Below are 19,565 nucleotides of genomic sequence, written 5' to 3'. Positions count from 1 at the left end.
CATGAGAGTAGTTCTGCAACGATCCAAAGGAGCATCGGTGACAGTCGACGGCGCCATCACCGGCGCAATCCGCTCGGGCTATGTGCTGCTTGTCGGCATCACCCATGAAGATACACAGAAAGACGCCGATTACTTGGCCGGCAAGATTGCCCAGCTTCGCCTGTTTGAAGACGAAGAAGGCAAGATGAACCGGTCAATCCTCGACAATGGCGGCGAGATCCTGTCGATTTCGCAGTTTACGCTGTACGGCGATGTCAATAAAGGGCGCCGTCCGAGCTTCACTTCGGCGGCCCGGCCAGAAACGGCTGAACCGCTTTGGCTGGCCTTTAACGACGCGCTGCGCGGTCATGGGCTAGTTGTCGAAACGGGCATCTTCGGCGCCATGATGGACGTTCAGCTGGTCAATGACGGCCCCGTGACGATCCTGGTGGAATCTAAATAGGGATTTATCGAGAAGTACAGGCGAGCCAGCCTGTGCTTCTTTTTTTGTTTGTCCAGCTTATCCACGCTTCTTGCGTGATACGCACGTTCGTGGCTGGATATGCACGCTCGTAGGAAAATACGCACGTTCAGCAGAAAATATGCACGTTCGCAGGAAAATACGCACGAAACGCAAAAATACGCACAAAAAAGCACGGAGAACATTTTCTCCGTGCCATTTTTTTATTCCCCTAGCTGGGCATCGAAATAATTGATGATGCCCGTGTAGAGGCCGAGCGCCGCTTGTTCGCGGAATTGATTGGTGGTCAGGACGCGCTCTTCGTTAAAGTTGCTGAGGAAGCCAAGTTCGACAAGAACGGACGGCTGTTTGTTTTCGCGGAGCACCAGGTAATTGCCGTGCTGGACGCCCCGGTCATGCAAGGTCAGTTTATCGCCGAGACCGGAGTTCAGGTATTCAGCCAATTCCTTTTGGAAATCATGCTGGTAGTAAGAGGTGAAGCCGGACACGCTGCTATCGTCGACGGAATCGTAATGGATGCTGACAAAGGCGTCAGCTCCAGCCTGGTGGCTTCCGGCAACGCGCTTGCGCAGATCGACATAGGTGTCGGATTGCCGTGTCATGACGACTTCAGCGCCAGCTGCGTTCAAATGATGGGACAGGATTTCTGCTGTCTTCAAGGTCAGTTCTTTTTCTTCTGTTTTGCGGACGCCGACCGTACCGCCGTCATTGCCGCCATGCCCCGGATCGAGCACGATGGTGATGCCGTTCAAGGTGCCTTTTTTGCGGTCGGGCACGTCTGTCTGTTCATTTTCCACAACCGTGTCTTCAGAAGACACGACCCATTCAGCCACAAAAGCTGCCTGGCCATCCGGCAATGAAACCTGATACCATTCGCCTTGCTTGTCGATCACGGTGAGCTTGTCTCCGGCATCTGCGCGGCTGGCAACTTCAGAACCGGTTGTTGCTTCGGTCCGTAAATTTGTGCCGTCAGTCAGGATGGTGACAGACTCTTTTGTGTCGTTCGCGACAGTTTCTGCTGTCTGATCGGATAATTGGCCGTGGAACGCGTATACCCAGCCATTTTTGTCTTCAGCCAATTTGATTTCCACCCAGTTGCCTGCCATGGAAATGACAGGGAAGACTTGTCCTTGATTGACCGTCTGCTGGATTTTTGAACTGAGATCGGGTTTCGAACGGACATTCAATGCGCTGACGGCAATTTCAAAAGAAGAGACTTTTGAAATGGCGTTTTTCTTTTCTTCCGTTTGTTCTGCGTCAGCCGGCTGCTCGGTTTGGGGCGCCTCATCTGTCAGGTTCATGTATTCTTTCGAAACAAACCCGCGCGTGTTGCGGAACTCGATTTCGACCCAGTCGCCGGTTAGGCTGATCACTTCGGCTTTATCGCCGGCATTCATTTTCGTCAGAACAGCAGCGGATAAATCAGCTTGTGCGCGGACGTTCAGGCCATTGGCCGAAGATACGCCGGTTTGGCCGGATGCTGTTTCTTCTTCGTCCGTATTGCTTGTCAGCCAAGAAGCGATCCAGCCTTCCTGGCCATCGACACGGACTTCCAGCCAGTCGCCTTGTTTTGAGATGACTGAAGCAGTCTGTCCCTGCTCCAAATCGCCGGTGACGCTGTATGACAGCCCGGGGCCGGATCTTACATTGACAGTCGTGCCGGAAATTTCGACAGTGCCGGTGTCGGCCAGTGCATGATCTTTATCCAGCAGCGGCAAGCTGCCGGCTATAATTAAAAAGAATAAAATAATTGCGATGGACCATTTGCGTTTCATGCCATTCCCCCTAAACAAAGTTCTCTTCAATAGTATCAAAAAACGGACGCCTTGTGTCAAAAAGGTTGACAAGCTATCGGGGAGTTATTAAGATTGATTTATTATACTTATATATTTGCTGACGACGAAGAAAGTAATTGCATGATTTGGCTGAAAAGAGAGGGAGAGTCTCGGGCTGTAAACTTTCCTGCAGACAACTGCGACGAAAAACACTTTCGAGGCTTTTTTCTGAAAAGCGCTTGCCGCTTATTAGGAAAAGACGGAACCGGCCGTTACCCGGAATGAGAGGATGCAGCATTTTGCATCAACTAGGGTGGAACCGCGGAAGCTTATACAAGCTCTCGTCCCTTGCGTAAAGCAAGGGGCGGGAGCTTTTTTGTATGGAAAAATGGAGGAGTAGAGACTATGAACATTCAAGCACCACGCGGCACTTATGACGTGCTGCCAGACCAATCCGCCAAATGGCAGGAGATCGAACAAAAGATCAACGACTTGTGCAGGCTTTATCAATACAAGGAAATCCGCACGCCGATTTTTGAACACACGGAATTATTCCAGCGCGGTGTCGGCGACACGACGGACATCGTCCAAAAGGAAATGTATACCTTCCAGGACCGCGGCGACCGTTCGTTGACGCTGCGCCCGGAAGGCACAGCTTCTGTCGTGCGTTCATATGTGGAAAATAAATTATTCGGCATGCCCGACCAGCCGGTGAAATTGTTCTATACCGGCCCGATGTTCCGCTACGAACGCCCGCAAGCAGGCCGCATGCGCCAGTTCGTGCAATTCGGCGTTGAAGCGATCGGCTCCAAGGATCCGGCGATCGACGCGGAAGTGATTTCACTGGCAATGGACCTTTACCGTTCTGTCGGCCTCAAGCAATTGCGTTTGGTCATCAATTCACTCGGCGACACAGAAAGCCGTGTTGCACACAGGGAAGCGCTGATCCAGCATTTCGAGCCGAGCATCAAAGAATTCTGCGGCGATTGCCAGACGCGCCTTGAGAAGAATCCGCTGCGCATCCTGGATTGCAAAGTGGACCGCAACCATCCCTTGATGGCAACTGCACCGTCACTTGCTGATTTTTTGAATGAAGAATCACAGGCTTATTTTGATGAAGTGCAATCCTATCTTGCCAGTATGGACATCAGCTTTGTCGTCGATCCGAATTTGGTCCGTGGCCTTGATTATTATAACCACACCGCTTTTGAAATCATGAGCGAGGCGGAAGGTTTTGGTGCCATTACGACTTTGGCCGGCGGTGGACGCTATAACGGTCTGGTTGAAGATTTGGGCGGTCCGGAATCGCCGGGAATCGGCTTTGCGATGAGCATTGAACGCCTATTGCTGGCACTTGAAATGGAGAAAGTGGAAATCGGCCAATCGCATAACCTGGAAGTTTACGTGGTGGCGATGGACGAGACGACCAAGAAAAAAGCATTTGCGGTTGTACGCGATCTTCGCATGAACGGCATTTCGGCGGATATGGATTTTGCCGGCCGTAAAGTGAAAGCGCAGATGAAATCCGCTGACCGCAAAGGTGCCGGATTTGTCATTGTCATCGGCGAAACGGAACTGGCAAGCGGAAGAGTGGCATTGAAAGAAATGGCGACGGGTGAACAGCAGGAAATGGCATTCGAAGAAATCGCCCAAACCATATTGAATAAGAAATCACTGGAGGAATAAATATGTCAAGAACGCATTATTGTGGGGAAGTCAACGAAACTGCCATAGGGCAGCGTGTTACATTAAAAGGCTGGGTACAAAAACGCCGGGATCTGGGCGGTTTGATTTTTGTCGATGTCCGCGACCGTTCAGGAATTGTCCAAGTGGTCTTCAACCCGGAAATTTCAAAGGAAGCTGCCGCTATCGGCGAATCGCTCCGCAATGAATTTGTGGTTCATATCGACGGACTGGTTGTAGAACGGACGCAAGGCCAAATCAATGCAGCCATGAAAACCGGGAAAATCGAAGTGCAGGTGGACCACGCAGCCATCATCAATGCAGCGAAAAATCCGCCGTTCGCAATCGATGACAATACGGATGTCAGTGAAGATCTGCGCCTGAAATACCGTTACTTGGACCTGCGCCGTCCCGCGATGTACGAAACCTTTAAAATGCGTTCAGATGTCACCAAATCCATTCGCCGCTTTTTGGATGAAGAAGGTTTCATTGAAGTGGAAACGCCGATTTTGACGAAATCAACTCCTGAAGGCGCACGCGATTATTTGGTGCCAAGCCGTGTCCATGATGGTGAATTCTATGCCTTGCCACAATCGCCGCAGCTTTTCAAGCAGATGCTGATGGTATCAGGATTTGACAAGTATTACCAGATTGCGCGCTGCTTCCGTGATGAAGACCTTCGCGCAGACCGCCAGCCGGAGTTCACGCAAATCGATATGGAAATGAGTTTCCAGACAATGGAAGACATTATCGGCATGAATGAGCGTCTGATGGGCCAAATGATGAAAGATGTGAAGAAAATCGACATCGAGCCGACTTTCCAGCGCATGAGCTATACAGAAGCAATGGACCGTTATGGTTCAGATAAACCGGATGTGCGTTTTGGCCTGGAACTGGTCGACGTATCGGATCTGGTGAAAGATTCGGCGTTCAAAGTCTTCACCGGCGCTATCGAAAACGGCGGCCAGGTCAAACTGATCAACGTTAAAGGCCAGGCTGCCAATTATTCACGCAAAGACATTGATGCACTGGGCGCGTTTGCTGCCGTATACGGAGCAAAAGGTTTGGCTTGGCTGAAAGTCGAAGAAGAAGGCGTCAAAGGGCCGATCGCCAAATTTTTTGAAGGCGAAGCAGCAACTGCTTTGACCCAGCGTGCAGAAGCAGAAGCAGGAGATCTGTTGCTGTTTGTTGCAGACAAGCGCACTGTTGTCGCAGATGCACTGGGCGCACTTCGTTTGAAGTTCGGCAAAGAGCTTGGTTTGATCGACAACTCGATCTATAAATTCCTGTGGATCACAGACTGGCCGCTGCTTGAGTATGATGACAAGGAAGGCCGCTATTATGCAGCCCATCATCCTTTCACCATGCCGTTTGAAGAAGACTTGGATAAATTGGCTACAGAACCGCAGAACGTCCGCGCACAGGCCTATGACCTTGTTTTGAACGGTTATGAGCTGGGTGGGGGATCTTCCCGCATCTATCGCCGCGATATCCAGGAGCAGATGTTTGAAGTACTGGGCTTCAGCAAAGAAGAAGCCAATGCGCAATTCGGTTTCTTGATGGAAGCATTCGAATACGGGACGCCTCCGCATGGCGGAATCGCTTTTGGCCTGGACCGTCTGGTAATGCTGCTTGCGGGCAGCACGAACTTGCGCGACACCATCGCATTCCCGAAAACCGCCAGCGCCAGTGATCTGCTGACAGATGCACCAAGCCCAGTTTCCGGTGCACAGCTTGAAGAATTGAGCTTATCGTTGAACATTCAGAATAATAAAAAAGTATCAGAGTAAAAAGCTTGTCTAAATAAAAAAGGTGTGCTAACATACGGGTATAGAGAATCCTGATGTGTTCGTTTTAAGCAATTCGATTTTGACCCAACATTATGTCGTCGGGAGATCACATTTCGCCATGGCTAACATGCCTTAACGGGAAGTTATAAGTGGTGAAGAGGTCACCCACCTGCTTTCAGCGGGTTCAAACGATGCGCACCAACAAAGACGGCACGATTGGGATTCCTAATAAAAAATCATTTTTATCCCTTCGACAATTATTTGTCGGAGGGATTTTTAATGTGTATAATCCCTATTATGCGTATCTACTTTGAAAGGCAGTGGCTTAATGTTACACCAATTCTCGAGAAATGAATTAGCAGTAGGAAAAGAAGGAATCGATTTATTGAAAAATGCAACAGTCGCCATCCTGGGCATCGGAGGCGTGGGATCCTTTGCGGCGGAAGCCTGTGCACGCAGCGGCGTCGGAACCATCATCCTGGTGGACAAGGACAATGTCGACATCACCAACATCAACCGCCAGCTGGTCGCCAACCTGTCGACAGTAGGGCAGTCCAAAGCGGGCGTCATGAAAGACCGCATCGCTGACATCAATACAGAATGCAAGGTGATTTCCCTGCATATGTTCTATACCGAAGAAACTTATGAAGAATTTTTCAGCTATAACCCGGATTACGTCATCGATGCGTCCGATACCATGATCTACAAGGTCCATCTGATGGAGGAATGCTATAAGCGCGGGACCAAGATCATCGCCAGCATGGGAGCCGCCAATAAAACCGATCCGACACGCTTTAAAATTGCGGATATTTCCAAGACGCATACCGATCCGCTTGCGAAAATCATCCGCAAGAAATTGCGCCAGGCCGGAATCTATAAAGGCATTCCTGTCGTCTTTTCAGACGAAAGTCCGATCATCGTCCGTGAAGACGTGGTCGGAAATGTCGGCAAGCCCGATGCGGCCATCCGCAAAGCGCAGATGCCGCCGTCTTCGAATGCCTTCGTGCCGTCGACGGTCGGCTTGATCGCTGCCAGCTGGGTCGTCAACGACATCACGAAATCCATCCCGATCACGCGCGTCCGCATGAATTAAACGAAAGCCGGCTCTTTTCATGAGCCGGCTTTTCTGTGGGGTTACGACAGAATAAATTAAGTTGTACTAAAGAAATGGTTTTTGGAAATTGTCAAAAAGGAGCAAGTCTGAAGAATTCGCTCCAGGCGGACGCTTTCCTGCGGGCGAGCGCCAAGCCTCCTCAGTCGCTTCGCTCCCTGCGGGGTCTCGGCTGTCTCGCTATCCCGCTGGAGTCGCCGCCTTCCACTCTTTCTTCCTGATTTTGCTGATTAAAGGATTATAGGTTATGGAGTAAAACAGTGTAGATTTCCAAAATAGTGCAGTGACATCGTAAGAATTTCATTCGGGCAATTAGGGAGTGTCATATTGGCACAACTGCATGAGCCGCTTCCTGCGGCACTAAGTTGAAGCTGATTTGCCGAAAATCTAATGCAGGCAGAAGCCGTTGTAAAGAAGTAGTTCACCTTATATAGGTATGAAAAAAAGCCATCTCCGTTTAAGGAAATGGCGTTGCTTAGAACATATTTATTTTTTAGTTTTCCGGAAGCTTTTCAGCTTCTCGTAAATACCGGCGAATTTCTTTTCTTCGCCGGCGATGACGGGTTTGTAGAACTCAGCCGATTTCACTTCTTTCGGCAAGTAATCCTGGTCGGCCCAGCCGCCGAACGATCCGATTGGTGTGTCATGCGGATAGCGGTAGCCGCCATGTCCGAGGTCGGCGCTGCCGGCGTAATGGGTGTCCCGCAAATGCATCGGGATGTCGCCGACATCGCCTTTATTGATGGCGGCGGTGGCTGCATCGATGGCTTTATAGGCCGAATTGGATTTTTCGGACAGGCACATTTCAGCAACAGCCTGAGCGAGCGGAATGCGTGCTTCCGGCAAGCCGAGGCGATCTGCTGCTTGGCAAGCCGACAGTACGTGGCCGCCGACTGCCGGATTGGCAAGTCCGATGTCTTCGTAGGCCATCACCAGCAAGCGGCGTGTCACGGCCGTCAAGTCGCCATTCTCCAGCAGGTGGGCCAAATAGTACATCGCGGCGTTGACGTCGCTGCCGCGCACCGATTTTTGCAGCGCAGACAGCAAGTTGAAGAAATGGGATCCTTTTTTATCGCCGAAAACGCCGACGCGCTTGATCATTTGTTCAATCATCTGGTCTTCGATCATATATTTGCCATCGCGTTCATCAGAAGCGATGACGATCGATTCGAGCATCGTCAATGCCTTTCGGGCGTCGCCGTTGGTGCCTTCTGCGATGCGCTCGACCTGCTTTTCGGAAATATCGATTTGTTCATTGCCGAGGCCGCGCTTTGGATCTGTCAAGGCAGCATTCAGGAGCTGGACGATATCTTCCTGCGCGAGCCTTTTCAGCTGTTTGATTTCACCGCAGCGTGAACGGATTGCAGGGTTGACGTCATGGAACGGATTTTCCGTCGTCGCGCCGATGAGGACGATCGAGCCGCTTTCGACATGCGGCAGCAGGGCGTCCTGCTGGAGTTTATTGAAACGGTGGATTTCATCCAGGAACAACAGGACTTTTCCGGTCATCCGTGATTCCGTCACGACTTCCTCAACATCTTTCTTGCCGGAAGTGGTGGCGTTCAACGCGATGAACGGCAAATTGGACGTGCCGGCGATGGCGTGCGCGATGGACGTCTTGCCGATTCCCGGCTCGCCGTACAGCAGCATGGACGGCACATGGCCGTTGCTGATCATTTTATATAGAGCCGTATGCGGTCCGATGACATCTTTTTGTCCGACGACTTCGTCGATGGTCCGGGGGCGCATACGGAAAGCTAAAGGTTCATTATGCATAAGAAAACTCCTTCCGTACATTCGTTCTATTAGTATAGCGTTTGAGGTTTCAAAAGTCATTGCAAGTCCATTCGGCCCAAATTATGCTATACTGTTTTGAAGAATATCGGTATTTATTTGGAGTGAATCAGTCCGTTATTAGTAGCATTATTCTGCTAATGGCATTCTGAAAATCAGCTGCGCTTTCGGGCCCGCAGGATGTGGGTCATGCAGTTGGTGCGACAGGACGTCGCGGTGCCAACTGCCAAGGGCTCGTGCCCAAGCCTACTCAGTCACTGCATTCTTTGCGACGAAGTGCATAGCGCTGCAGGAGCAGTACGGTTTTCGCAACTGATTTGCTCCATATCTTAATGAGTAAATTATAATATAATAGTCGCTTATGAGAAGTTGTAGAATGAGCGTAAGGCGGCGACTCCTGCGGGAATAGCGCGAGACGGAGCCACTGGACTGAGCGGAGCGAGGGAAGCGGCAGAGTCCGTGCCCGCGGAAAGCGTCCGCCTGGCGCGAATTCTTCATTTTTCAACAGAAAGATCTTTCGTTCAATTTATGAAACTTAGAGGTGTAATGATGAAAATATCAACCAAAGGCCGTTACGGTCTGACAATCATGATCGAACTAGGAAAACTATACGGGGAAGGCCCGGTGCCGCTGCGGAAGATTGCGGCAGAAAATGAGTTGTCCGAAGCTTACCTGGAACAGCTGGTGGGCCCACTCCGCAACTCCGGGCTTGTCAAAAGCGTCCGCGGGGCATACGGCGGCTATATGCTGACGCGCCATCCGAAAGAAATTTCCGCAGGAGATGTCATCCGCGTTCTGGAAGGGCCGATCCAGCCGGTTGAAGGCATCGAAGACGAAAAACAGCCTCAGCGCGAGTTATGGATCCGCATCCGTGATGCTGTGAAGAATGTCCTGGATACAACCTCCATCGAAGATTTGGCGAACGCCAATGTCGGTGAAACTGAAAATTTTATGTATTATATATAAGGGAGTTAATTCATCATGAATCGAATTTATTTAGATCATGCGGCGACTTCGCCGGTGCACCCGGAAGTTGCCGCGACTTTTTCCGAAGCACTCGGGGCGGTCTACGGCAATCCGTCAAGCATACATGGAACTGGAAGAGCTGCACGAAAAGCGCTGGACGATGCGCGTAAATTACTGGCCAAAAGCATCCACGCCGATGACAATGAAATCATTTTCACCAGCGGCGGAACAGAAGCGGATAATTTCGCGATTTTCGGAACGGCTGCCAAAAAGAGCGGCAAGCATATCATCACCACGGTGATTGAACACCATGCCGTTTTGCATGCCTGCGAGAAGCTGGAGCGCGAAGGGTATGACGTGACGTATTTGCCGGTTGGCGAAAATGGGCAGGTGCGAGCAGAAGACGTGAAAAATGCGCTGCGTGACGATACAATTCTAGTATCGGTCATGCTGGGCAACAATGAAGTCGGCACCATTCAGCCTATTGCCGAAATTGGCGAGCTGCTAAAAGGGACGGATGTCACTTTCCACACCGATGCTGTCCAGGCATACGGTGTGTTGCCGATCGATGTCGACAGCCTGAACGTCGATTTATTGTCCGTTTCCGCCCACAAGCTCAATGGCCCGAAAGGCGTCGGTTTCTTGTATCAACGCAAAGGAACGGCATTGACGCCTCTTTTGTATGGGGGAGAGCAGGAACGCAAACGCCGCGCGGGAACGGAAAATGTTCCGGCGATCACTGCGTTTGCCAAAGCCGTGGAGATTTCACTTTCAACGATGGAAGAAAGAACAGCGGCTTACGGAGAATACAAGACCATCTTCAAAACTGCTTTGGATCAGCAAGGCATCGACTATAAGGTAAACGGCAGCAACCAACTGCCACATATTTTAAATCTCAGCATTCCGGGCATTGAAATCGAGTCGTTTCTGGTCAATTTGGATTTAGCGGGGATTTCAGCTTCCAGCGGATCAGCCTGCACAGCGGGATCGATCGATCCTTCCCATGTGCTCGTTGCAATGTACGGGGAACAGGCGATTGAAAGCCGCAATTCCATCCGTTTCAGTTTCGGCATCGGATTGATGCCTGAAGATATTGAACAAGCTGCCGAAAAGACAGCTCAAATCAGCCAGCGTTTGGCGTTAAAATGAAAAGGTGAAAAAAATGACTGCAAAAGCACCACAAGATACACGTGTTGTCGTCGGCATGTCCGGAGGGGTCGACTCTTCGGTTGCCGCACATTTATTGAAAGAGCAAGGCTATGATGTCATCGGCATCTTCATGAAAAACTGGGACGACACCGATGAAAATGGCGTCTGCACAGCGACAGAAGACTACGAAGACGTCATTCAGGTCTGCAACCAGATTGGCATTCCGTATTATGCGGTCAATTTCGAAAAACAGTACTGGGATAAAGTCTTTACGTATTTCCTGGAAGAATACAAAGCGGGGCGCACCCCGAACCCGGATGTCATGTGCAACAAGGAAATCAAATTCAAAGCTTTCCTCGAGCACGCGTTAAGCCTGGGCGCGGATTATTTGGCGACCGGCCATTACGCACAAGTCGAGCACGCAGAAAACGGCGAAACGAAAATGCTGCGCGGCAAAGACTCCAACAAAGATCAGACCTACTTCCTGAACCAATTGGATCAAAGCCAATTGTCTAAAGTGATGTTCCCGATCGGCCATATGGAAAAGAAAAAAGTCCGTGAAATCGCATTGGAAGCTGGTCTTGCGACAGCGGCTAAAAAAGATTCCACCGGCATCTGCTTTATTGGCGAACGCAATTTCAAGGAATTTCTGGGGCAATACCTGCCGGCTCAGCCTGGTGGGATGGAAACCTTGGAAGGTGTCAAGATGGGCTCGCATGATGGTTTGATGTACTATACGATCGGCCAACGCCAGGGACTTGGCATCGGCGGCGCCGGTGACCCATGGTTCGTAATCGGCAAAGACCTGAAAAAAAATATTTTGTATGTCGGGCAAAATATCCACCACGATGCTCTTTTCTCGGATAGCCTGACTGCGGTAAACTTAAGTTTCACATCAAATACAGCGCCAACCGGCATTTTGGAATGCACAGCGAAATTCCGCTACCGCCAACAGGACGTCGGCGTAACGGTGGAATTTAAAGGCGAAGAAGCCATTGTGACATTTGCAGAACCGGTCCGTGCCATTACACCCGGACAGGCAGTCGTCTTCTATGACGGCGAAGAATGCCTGGGCGGCGGAACCATCGACCGCGTCTTTAAAAATGGCGCGCGTTTGGAATATGTAGGCTAATGGGAGAGACAGCGATGAATTACAACGAAATCGGCATACAGGCATTACAGGAAGGCAACACGGAAGAAGCGATCCAAGCTTTTACAAAAGCCATCGAAGAACAGCCGGAAGATCCGCTTGGCTATATCAATTTTGGGCATGTGCTGACTTCCATGGACGAAATCGACCGTGCAGAACGCTTTTTCCAAAAAGCGATTGTGCTGGATGAAACATCGGCGACGGCTTTTTACGGCCTGGCCAATCTTTATTTCAATTCAGAGCGCTATGCAGAAGCCTTGAAATTATATGAAAAAGCGTTGCAGTATGAATTGGAAGGGGCAGATGCCCATTTCATGATCGGCAAATGCCTGGAAAAGCTGGATCAGCCAAAATTGGCGTTGCCTTATCTGCAGCGTGCAGTAGAACTCGATGAAGGGGATGTCCAAGCCCGTTTGAGCTATGGCATCACCTTGGCATCGATCGAATTGTTTGAACTGGCAGAACCGCAATTTCTGCAAGTGCTGGAGCGGGAGCCGAACCATGCGGACGCCCATTACAATCTGGGTGTTCTTTATGCCGTTTCCACAAACCGCACAGAAGATGCCATGCACCACTTGAAACAAGCGTATACGCTTGATGACCGCAATGAAATGGCGCGCTACGCCTACGATATGATCGCAACGACACTGGAATAGCCACGTGAAAAGGAGACGACAGAAATGACCGGACAAATCGATTTGTTTCAAGAAGAAAAACAGTTTGTATTAGGGCGTCCTGTCGTCTCGATTTTTCACAATCCCCAAAATTTATTCTCCATCGCGAAAGTGAAGATCCAGGAAACCAATACCCCGTATACCGAAAAAGAAATCATCGTGTCGGGCTATTTCCCGATGCTGTCACTTGAAGAGCAATACCGTTTTACGGGCGTGGTGAAAAATCACCCGCGCTACGGCGTCCAGTTCCAGGTGGAAACCTTCTCCAAGGAAGTGCCGGAAACTGAACAAGGGATTATCCATTATTTGTCAAGTGATATGTTCAATGGCATCGGCCGGAAAACTGCAGAAACGATCGTCAAAAAGCTCGGCAAAGATGCCATCAAAAAAATCCTGGAGGATCCGGATGCACTGGACAAAGTGCCGCGTCTGTCGGATGAAAAAAAGGACACGATCCGCGCAACGCTGCAGATGAATCTCGGTCTTGAGCGCGTCATGATCCAGCTCAACGACTGGGGCTTCGGTCCGCAGGTCGGCATGCGGATCTACCAGGCGTACCGCGAGGAAACCATTGACATCCTGACGAAAAACCCGTTTCAGCTGATTGAGGAAATTGAAGGAATCGGTTTCCAGCGCGCTGATGAACTGGGCATGAAGCTCGGCATCACCGGCAGCCACCCGGACCGCATCAAAGCGTCGATCCTGCATATCCTCAACCAGGCATCGCTGTCAGAAGGCCATGTCTATGTGGACGCCAAAACCTTGATTCCCATGGTTAAAGAGATGCTGGAATCGCGCCAACAGGAAGATATTCCGGTTGAAGCGATTTCCAAAGCGGCGATCGAGTTGAATGAAGAAGGAAAAGTCGCAGGAGAAGAAACGCGGCTTTATTTGCCATCGCTGTATTATTCGGAAGTCGGCATCGCCACGAAATTGGAAACCTTGCTGGCGGAACAGGCAACCCGCACGAAGTTCCCGAGTTCTGAAGTCCGCAAAGCGCTTGGGGATGCAGAAGAACGGCTGGGTGTCAGCTATGCGGAAACGCAGGTCGATGCTATTGAAAACAGCATCAATTCATCCGTCATGATCTTGACGGGCGGTCCCGGTACCGGCAAGACGACGGTCGTACGCGGACTGGTTGAAATTTATGCTGAGCTGCACGGCTTGTCGCTGGATCCGAAAGAATACGCCAAGAAAAAAGAGCCGTTTCCGATCATCCTGGCAGCACCGACAGGACGCGCAGCCAAGCGTCTGAGTGAATCAACCGGTTTGCCGGCGATGACCATCCACCGGCTGCTTGGTTTCAACGGCCAGGAAAAAGACGAAGAAACGGAAAAGGAAATCGAAGGCAAGCTGATCATCATCGATGAAATGTCGATGGTCGATACCTGGCTCGCGCACCAGCTCCTAAAAGCGGTGCCGGAAGATGCCCAGCTGATTTTCGTCGGAGACCAGGACCAATTGCCGCCGGTCGGTCCGGGACAGGTGCTGCGGGATCTGCTCGAATCAAAACGGATCCCCACTGTGGAATTGACCGAAATCTACCGGCAGTCTTCGGGCTCTTCAATCATCGAACTGGCCCACCAAATGAAAAAGGGCCAATTGCCGGATGACATCACAGCGAAAACAGCAGACCGTTCATTCATCAAAGCAGGAATCGACCAAATTCCATCCGTAGTGGAAAAAGTCGTCAAGAGCGCCTTGTCAAAAGGCCACTCCATCAAAGATATCCAAGTGCTGGCGCCGATGTACAAAGGGCCGGCAGGAATCGATGCCTTGAACCGGCTGATCCAGGAAATGGTCAACCCGAATCCGGACGGCAAACGCAAAGAGCTGGTGTTCGGTGACATCACTTACCGCATCGGCGACAAGATTCTCCAGCTCGTCAACCAGCCGGAAAGCAATGTCTTCAACGGCGACATGGGCGAAGTCGTGGCGATCCTCAAAGCCAAAGAAACGGTCGAAAAACAGGATATGCTGGTGGCGTCTTTTGATGGCATCGAAGTGACCTACGAACGCAGCGACTTGAACCAGCTGACGCTTGCCTATTGCTGCTCGATCCACAAATCGCAGGGCTCCGAGTTTTCGACCGTCATCATGCCGGTGGTCCGCGGCTATATGAAAATGCTGCGGCGCAATTTGCTCTACACGGGCATCACCCGCAGCAAGGATTTCCTCATCCTGTGCGGCGACCCGAGCGTTTTCCGCTACGGCGTCGAACGCACAGACGACGCGCAGCGGATGACGACTTTGAAAAACCGCCTGGCGGTCGCAGCAGAAGAACCGAAAACCGAACAGCAAACGCAGCAAAAAGCGGAAGCGGAGCAAAGCGGCCCCGTCAGCCTGACCAATGAAAATGTCCATGCGATCCACCCGATGATCGGCATGGAAGGCATCACGCCACAGAAGTTTATGGAAGCTTGATTTCTTATAGGCACTATAGAATTTATTGTTGAGCTTAAGAAATAGCTCCAGGCGGATGCTTTCCAAGAGATGAACCAAAGATAATTTGGTGCACCTCTTTGCGACGAAGGAGCAGGGTTTTGCCACTCGTCAGATTTAAAAGTAGTAGCCGCCTTCCACTTTTTCTTTAAAGGTAATGCAAAACAGAAGTGGTAAAATTAAATGATAGTTGACTAGCTGATCTGAAAAGATTTAAGAGGAAGATGAGTTTTATTATTAACATGCCACTTATAGGTTATGGAGCAAAACAGCTGAGACTCCCGCGGGAGCAGTGCAACGACATATAAGAAATCCACTCGGGCGTTTAGCCCGAGTTAGTTCGGCGCAAGCCCGTAGGAAAGCGAAGTTGTTTTGTGGAATAACCAAACACTATGTGAACTGAACACGGGCACAATAAAAAAGTCCATCTATTGACATCACCCTAAGCTTTTTCTATAATTCAAATTAGACTGATAGACAAACACATTGATGGAGACAGTATAAAATCGCATCCGGACAGAAACAGGGCCCCTGGCTGAAAGGCCCTGACGAGATCAGATTTTAGAAAGCTACTCCGGAGTGCAGCTAATCCCTGCCGTTGAACCGCGTTAAGGTGTTCGAGAGACACGGAGCTTCATGGTCCGTGTAACTAGGGTGGTACCGCGAAATAAAGCCTTCGTCCCTTTTTTGGGATGGGGGCTTTTTTATTATGCTGAGGAGGAAAAACAGATGAAAAATTTGAAAGCTGAAGACATCAGACAAATGTACCTCGATTTCTTTAAAGAAAAAGGCCATGACCAGGAGCCGAGCGCACCGCTCGTACCTTTTGAAGATCCGTCACTGCTATGGATCAACAGCGGCGTGGCGACTTTGAAGAAATATTTTGACGGCCGTGTCATTCCTGAAAATCCACGGATCGTCAACGCACAAAAATCAATCCGTACGAATGATATTGAAAATGTCGGCAAAACGGCACGCCACCATACGTTCTTTGAAATGCTCGGAAATTTCTCCATCGGTGAATACTTCAAGACCGAAGCGATCCATTGGGCTTGGGAATTCCTGACTGATGACAAATGGATCGGCTTTGATGCCGATAAATTGTCGGTGACGATCCATCCGGAAGATGAAGAAGCTTATGCAATCTGGTTGAACGAAGTCGGCGTGCCGGCTGAGCGCATCATCCGCCTGGAAGGCAACTTCTGGGATATCGGGGAAGGCCCAAGTGGACCGAACTCTGAAATCTTCTATGACCGCGGCGAAAGCTACGGCAACGACATGAACGACCCTGAATTGTACCCGGGCGGCGAAAACGACCGTTACCTGGAAATCTGGAACTTGGTCTTTTCACAGTTCAACCACAATCCGGACCATACGTATACGCCGCTTCCAAAACAGAACATCGATACGGGCATGGGCTTGGAACGCATGGCTTCTGTTGTGCAAGACGTCCCGACCAACTTCGATACCGATCTGTTCATTCCGATCATCCGGAAAACCGAAGAGATTTCGGGTAAGAAATACGGTGAAGATGCTGATATGGACATGGCGTTCAAAGTGATCGCCGACCATATCCGCACCGTGGCATTTGCGATCGGAGACGGAGCGCTTCCGTCGAATGAAGGCCGCGGCTACGTGTTGCGCCGCCTGCTGCGCCGTGCTGTCCGTTATGCGAAGAAGCTGGGCGTCGAGAAACCGTTCCTGTTCGAATTGGTGCCGGTTGTCGGCGACATCATGAAAAACTTCTACCCGGAAGTCAACGACAAGCAGGACTTTATTATCCGTGTCATGAAACTCGAAGAAGAACGTTTCCACGAAACACTTCATGACGGATTGGCAATTTTGGCATCCGTCGTGGAAAAACAAAAAGCGGCTGGGCAATCGGAAATTCCAGGTGAAGATGCATTCCGCCTGTATGATACGTATGGCTTCCCAGTGGAGTTGACAGAGGAATACGCAGAAGAAGAAGGCATGGCAATCGACCATAAAGGCTTTGAATCAGCAATGCAGGCTCAACGTAACCGTGCGAGAAATGCGCGCCAGAATGTCAATTCGATGCAGACGCAATCTGAAGTGCTGGGCGATATCAAAGCAGCGAGCGAGTTTATCGGCTATAGCGATACGGTATCGGACGCTAATGTTTTATTCATCATCAAAGACGGTGAACTTGCGGACAGCGCGCATGAAGGAGAAGAAGTCCAGGTCATCCTGGATCAGACGCCATTCTATGCAGAAAGCGGCGGGCAGATTGCAGACCGCGGCACGATGAGCAACGATTTGGTCCAAGTAGCTGTGCTGGATGTCAAAAAAGCGCCGAATGGCCAGAACCTGCATTCCGTACGCGTAGAAACCGGTGAATTGACGAAAGCGGCTGTCCACGCGCAAGTGGATGCATCCCAGCGCCGCCATACGGTGAAAAACCATACGGCGACACACCTATTGCATCAGGCTCTCAAAGATGTTCTGGGTACGCACGTCAACCAGGCAGGGTCTTATGTAGGTCCGGACCGTCTGCGTTTCGACTTTTCCCATTTTGGCCAAGTGACAAAAGAGGAATTGGAGATCATCGAACAGAACGTCAACGAAAAAGTTTGGGAAGGCATTGCAGTCCAGACCGGCTACCACAACCTGCAGGAAGCCAAGGACATGGGCGCGATGGCCTTGTTCGGCGAGAAATACGGAGATGTTGTCCGTGTCGTTGAAATCGGCGGCTATTCACTGGAGCTATGCGGTGGTGTCCATGTGGCCAATACGTCTGAAATCGGCTTGTTCAAAATCGTTTCAGAAGGCGGCATTGGAGCCGGCATCCGCAGAATCGAAGCGGTGACTGGTAAAGGTGCTTATGGCAGCCTGAAAGACAGTGAACAGATTTTGGAGCAGGCGGCAGGGCTTTTGAAAGCCAATCCAAAAGATATGGTCCAAAAAGTTCAGTCCGTCCAGGCGGAAATAAAATCGCTGCAGCGTGAAAATGAATCGTTGCTGGCGAAGGTTTCCAATGCGCAATCTGCGGGTATTTTAGATAGCGCGCAGAAAATCGGCGACATCACCGTATTGTCCGTCAAAGTGGAAGCGAAGGACAATAACCAGCTGCGCCAGATGATGGATGATCTGAAAACGAAAATCGACAAAGCGGTCATCGTTCTTGGCGCTACAGACGGGGACAAAGTCATGTTGGCTGCAGGCGTCACGAAAGATTTGGCAGGCGGCGATTATCATGCCGGACAAATCGTCAAACACGTGGCAGAGCTTTGCGGAGGCAAAGGCGGAGGCCGTCCGGACATGGCGATGGCTGGCGCGAAAGATGCCGGGAAACTGGAAGCGGCGCTCGAATCAGTTTATAGCTTAGTGAAATAGGTTTAATAAATCCACGCTATCGGTTATAATGGAAATCAGACAGCAGGAGCAATTATTCCTATTCAAAATCCGAAAGCGAGGTGCTTGTCGTGAGTTCATTTGATCGCACTATGAAATTCGATTCGTCTGATGAGTCGATGGAGCAGGAAGTAAAGCAAGTAATGCTTCAGGTCCATTCTGCACTTGAAGAAAAAGGCTATAACCCGATCAATCAGATTGTCGGATATTTATTATCAGGTGATCCGGCTTATATTCCTCGCCATCAGGATGCGCGAAATATGATTCGCAAACTGGAACGGGATGAAATTCTGGAAGAGCTTGTAAAGTTCTATATCAAAAAGAATAACGGGGAATAATAATGCGTATAATGGGACTTGATGTCGGTTCGAAAACAATTGGAGTCGCAATCAGCGATCCGATGGGCTGGACTGCCCAAGGAATCGAAACCGTCAAAATAAATGAAGCGATCGAAGAATTCGGAATGGCCCGCCTTGGCGAGCTGATCAAGCAATACGAAGTGACCGAAGCGGTTGTCGGCTATCCGAAAAACATGAACAATTCAATCGGGCCGCGCGCTGAAGCATCCGAAAGGTTTGCAGCTTTGCTGAAAGAAGCGTATAGTATACCGGTAGTCCTATGGGATGAACGGCTTACGACCGCAGCAGCAGAGAAGATGTTGATCTCCGCGGATGTCAGCCGCAAAAACCGCAAAAAAGTGATCGACAAGATGGCGGCAGTCATGATTTTGCAGGGCTATCTTGATTTTAAAAAAATATGAGGTGACACAAATGGAACACGGACAAGAGCACATTACAGTCGTTGATGAAAACGGCAACGAACAATTATTTGAAGTATTGTTTACATTTGAATCAGCAGATTTCGGAAAATCATATGTTTTGTATTTCCCGATAGGCGCTGAAGAAGATGAAGAAGGCGAAATCGAAATTCATGCATCTTCCTTTACTGAAAACCCTGACTTAGACGAAACTGTTGGCGGCGGAGAACTTCGCCCGGTTGAAACGGATGCAGAATGGGACATGATCGAAGAAATGCTGAATACCTTCCTTGACGAAGAAGAAGAAAACGAAAACGAAGAGCTATAAAAATGGGAGGACGGAATTGATTGCTGATTCCGTCTTTTTCTTTTGTGCGTTTTTCTTGTATACTATAAGAAGTTGACCAGCTAAGGTCCAACTTTGCAAAAGAGAAAAGCTGGG

At 50.1% G+C, this 19,565-nt stretch carries 15 protein-coding genes, 1 other RNA gene and 2 other annotated features; of the genes, 14 read left to right on the top strand and 2 right to left on the bottom strand.

Annotated elements, in window-relative coordinates; all coding sequences use genetic code 11:
- The first annotated feature begins 1 nt into the window (after nucleotide 1).
- Nucleotides 2–442: a D-aminoacyl-tRNA deacylase gene (gene dtd / locus AC1MEO_RS05365; protein WP_480334841.1), complete on the top strand. Its 441-nt coding sequence runs from the start codon at nucleotides 2–4 to the stop codon at nucleotides 440–442.
- Nucleotides 443–663: 221 nt separating this feature from the next.
- Here the strand turns inward: dtd and AC1MEO_RS05360 are convergent, their stop codons facing one another.
- Nucleotides 664–2,235, bottom strand: a complete 1,572-nt coding sequence (locus AC1MEO_RS05360) for an N-acetylmuramoyl-L-alanine amidase family protein (RefSeq protein ID WP_480334839.1) — start codon at nucleotides 2,233–2,235, stop codon at nucleotides 664–666.
- 112 nt (nucleotides 2,236–2,347) lie between these two features.
- Nucleotides 2,348–2,587, top strand: a binding site (T-box leader).
- Nucleotides 2,588–2,640: 53 nt separating this feature from the next.
- Between AC1MEO_RS05360 and hisS the strand changes: the two genes are divergently transcribed.
- The 4 genes from hisS to AC1MEO_RS05340 all read left to right on the top strand — a co-directional run bounded on the left by hisS (nucleotide 2,641) and on the right by AC1MEO_RS05340 (nucleotide 6,801).
- Nucleotides 2,641–3,921 (top strand): histidine--tRNA ligase, encoded by a 1,281-nt coding sequence (gene hisS, locus AC1MEO_RS05355; RefSeq protein WP_480334837.1) that lies wholly within the window; start codon nucleotides 2,641–2,643, stop codon nucleotides 3,919–3,921.
- Nucleotides 3,922–3,923: 2 nt separating this feature from the next.
- Complete coding sequence (aspS, locus tag AC1MEO_RS05350) at nucleotides 3,924–5,708, top strand: aspartate--tRNA ligase (protein WP_480334835.1); 1,785 nt, start codon at nucleotides 3,924–3,926, stop codon at nucleotides 5,706–5,708.
- A gap of 44 nt (nucleotides 5,709–5,752) precedes the next feature.
- Nucleotides 5,753–5,935, top strand: a non-coding RNA gene (gene ssrS / locus AC1MEO_RS05345) — 6S RNA.
- 101 nt (nucleotides 5,936–6,036) lie between these two features.
- Nucleotides 6,037–6,801: a tRNA threonylcarbamoyladenosine dehydratase gene (locus AC1MEO_RS05340; protein WP_480334833.1), complete on the top strand. Its 765-nt coding sequence runs from the start codon at nucleotides 6,037–6,039 to the stop codon at nucleotides 6,799–6,801.
- 504 nt (nucleotides 6,802–7,305) lie between these two features.
- On the opposite strand, the gene AC1MEO_RS05335 is transcribed toward AC1MEO_RS05340, so the two are convergent.
- The gene (locus AC1MEO_RS05335; protein ID WP_480334832.1) at nucleotides 7,306–8,595 is read right to left on the bottom strand and encodes a replication-associated recombination protein A; all 1,290 of its coding nucleotides are present in this window, start codon (nucleotides 8,593–8,595) and stop codon (nucleotides 7,306–7,308) included.
- 567 nt (nucleotides 8,596–9,162) lie between these two features.
- On the opposite strand from AC1MEO_RS05335, the gene cymR reads away from it, so the two are divergent.
- From cymR to AC1MEO_RS05290, 9 genes are all read left to right on the top strand, one after another.
- Nucleotides 9,163–9,579, top strand: a complete 417-nt coding sequence (gene cymR, locus AC1MEO_RS05330; RefSeq protein ID WP_480334830.1) for a cysteine metabolism transcriptional regulator CymR — start codon at nucleotides 9,163–9,165, stop codon at nucleotides 9,577–9,579.
- A gap of 15 nt (nucleotides 9,580–9,594) precedes the next feature.
- The gene (locus AC1MEO_RS05325; protein ID WP_480334828.1) at nucleotides 9,595–10,728 is read left to right on the top strand and encodes a cysteine desulfurase family protein; all 1,134 of its coding nucleotides are present in this window, start codon (nucleotides 9,595–9,597) and stop codon (nucleotides 10,726–10,728) included.
- A 13-nt stretch (nucleotides 10,729–10,741) separates the two neighbouring features.
- A complete protein-coding gene (gene mnmA, locus AC1MEO_RS05320; RefSeq protein WP_480334826.1) occupies nucleotides 10,742–11,860 on the top strand; it encodes a tRNA 2-thiouridine(34) synthase MnmA in 1,119 nt (372 codons plus the stop codon).
- A 14-nt stretch (nucleotides 11,861–11,874) separates the two neighbouring features.
- Nucleotides 11,875–12,534 carry a tetratricopeptide repeat protein gene (locus tag AC1MEO_RS05315; protein ID WP_480334824.1) on the top strand — a complete coding sequence of 220 codons (660 nt, stop codon included), beginning with the start codon at nucleotides 11,875–11,877 and terminating at the stop codon, nucleotides 12,532–12,534.
- A gap of 24 nt (nucleotides 12,535–12,558) precedes the next feature.
- Nucleotides 12,559–14,976 carry an SF1B family DNA helicase RecD2 gene (recD2, locus tag AC1MEO_RS05310; protein ID WP_480334822.1) on the top strand — a complete coding sequence of 806 codons (2,418 nt, stop codon included), beginning with the start codon at nucleotides 12,559–12,561 and terminating at the stop codon, nucleotides 14,974–14,976.
- Between the two features lie 495 nt (nucleotides 14,977–15,471).
- Nucleotides 15,472–15,681 (top strand) — a binding site (T-box leader).
- A 42-nt stretch (nucleotides 15,682–15,723) separates the two neighbouring features.
- Nucleotides 15,724–18,348 (top strand): alanine--tRNA ligase, encoded by a 2,625-nt coding sequence (alaS, locus tag AC1MEO_RS05305; protein WP_480334820.1) that lies wholly within the window; start codon nucleotides 15,724–15,726, stop codon nucleotides 18,346–18,348.
- Between the two features lie 89 nt (nucleotides 18,349–18,437).
- On the top strand, nucleotides 18,438–18,704 hold the full coding sequence (locus AC1MEO_RS05300) for an IreB family regulatory phosphoprotein (RefSeq protein WP_223638110.1): 267 nt from the start codon (nucleotides 18,438–18,440) through the stop codon (nucleotides 18,702–18,704).
- 2 nt (nucleotides 18,705–18,706) lie between these two features.
- Nucleotides 18,707–19,126, top strand: coding sequence for a Holliday junction resolvase RuvX (ruvX, locus tag AC1MEO_RS05295; RefSeq protein WP_480334819.1), 420 nt, complete (start codon nucleotides 18,707–18,709; stop codon nucleotides 19,124–19,126).
- 10 nt (nucleotides 19,127–19,136) lie between these two features.
- Nucleotides 19,137–19,451, top strand: a complete 315-nt coding sequence (locus AC1MEO_RS05290) for a DUF1292 domain-containing protein (RefSeq protein ID WP_480334818.1) — start codon at nucleotides 19,137–19,139, stop codon at nucleotides 19,449–19,451.
- The last annotated feature ends 114 nt before the right edge of the window (nucleotides 19,452–19,565 follow it).

This window comes from Planococcus sp. BI3, assembly GCF_056680115.1.
This window is presented reverse-complemented; position numbering and strand designations above follow the sequence as displayed.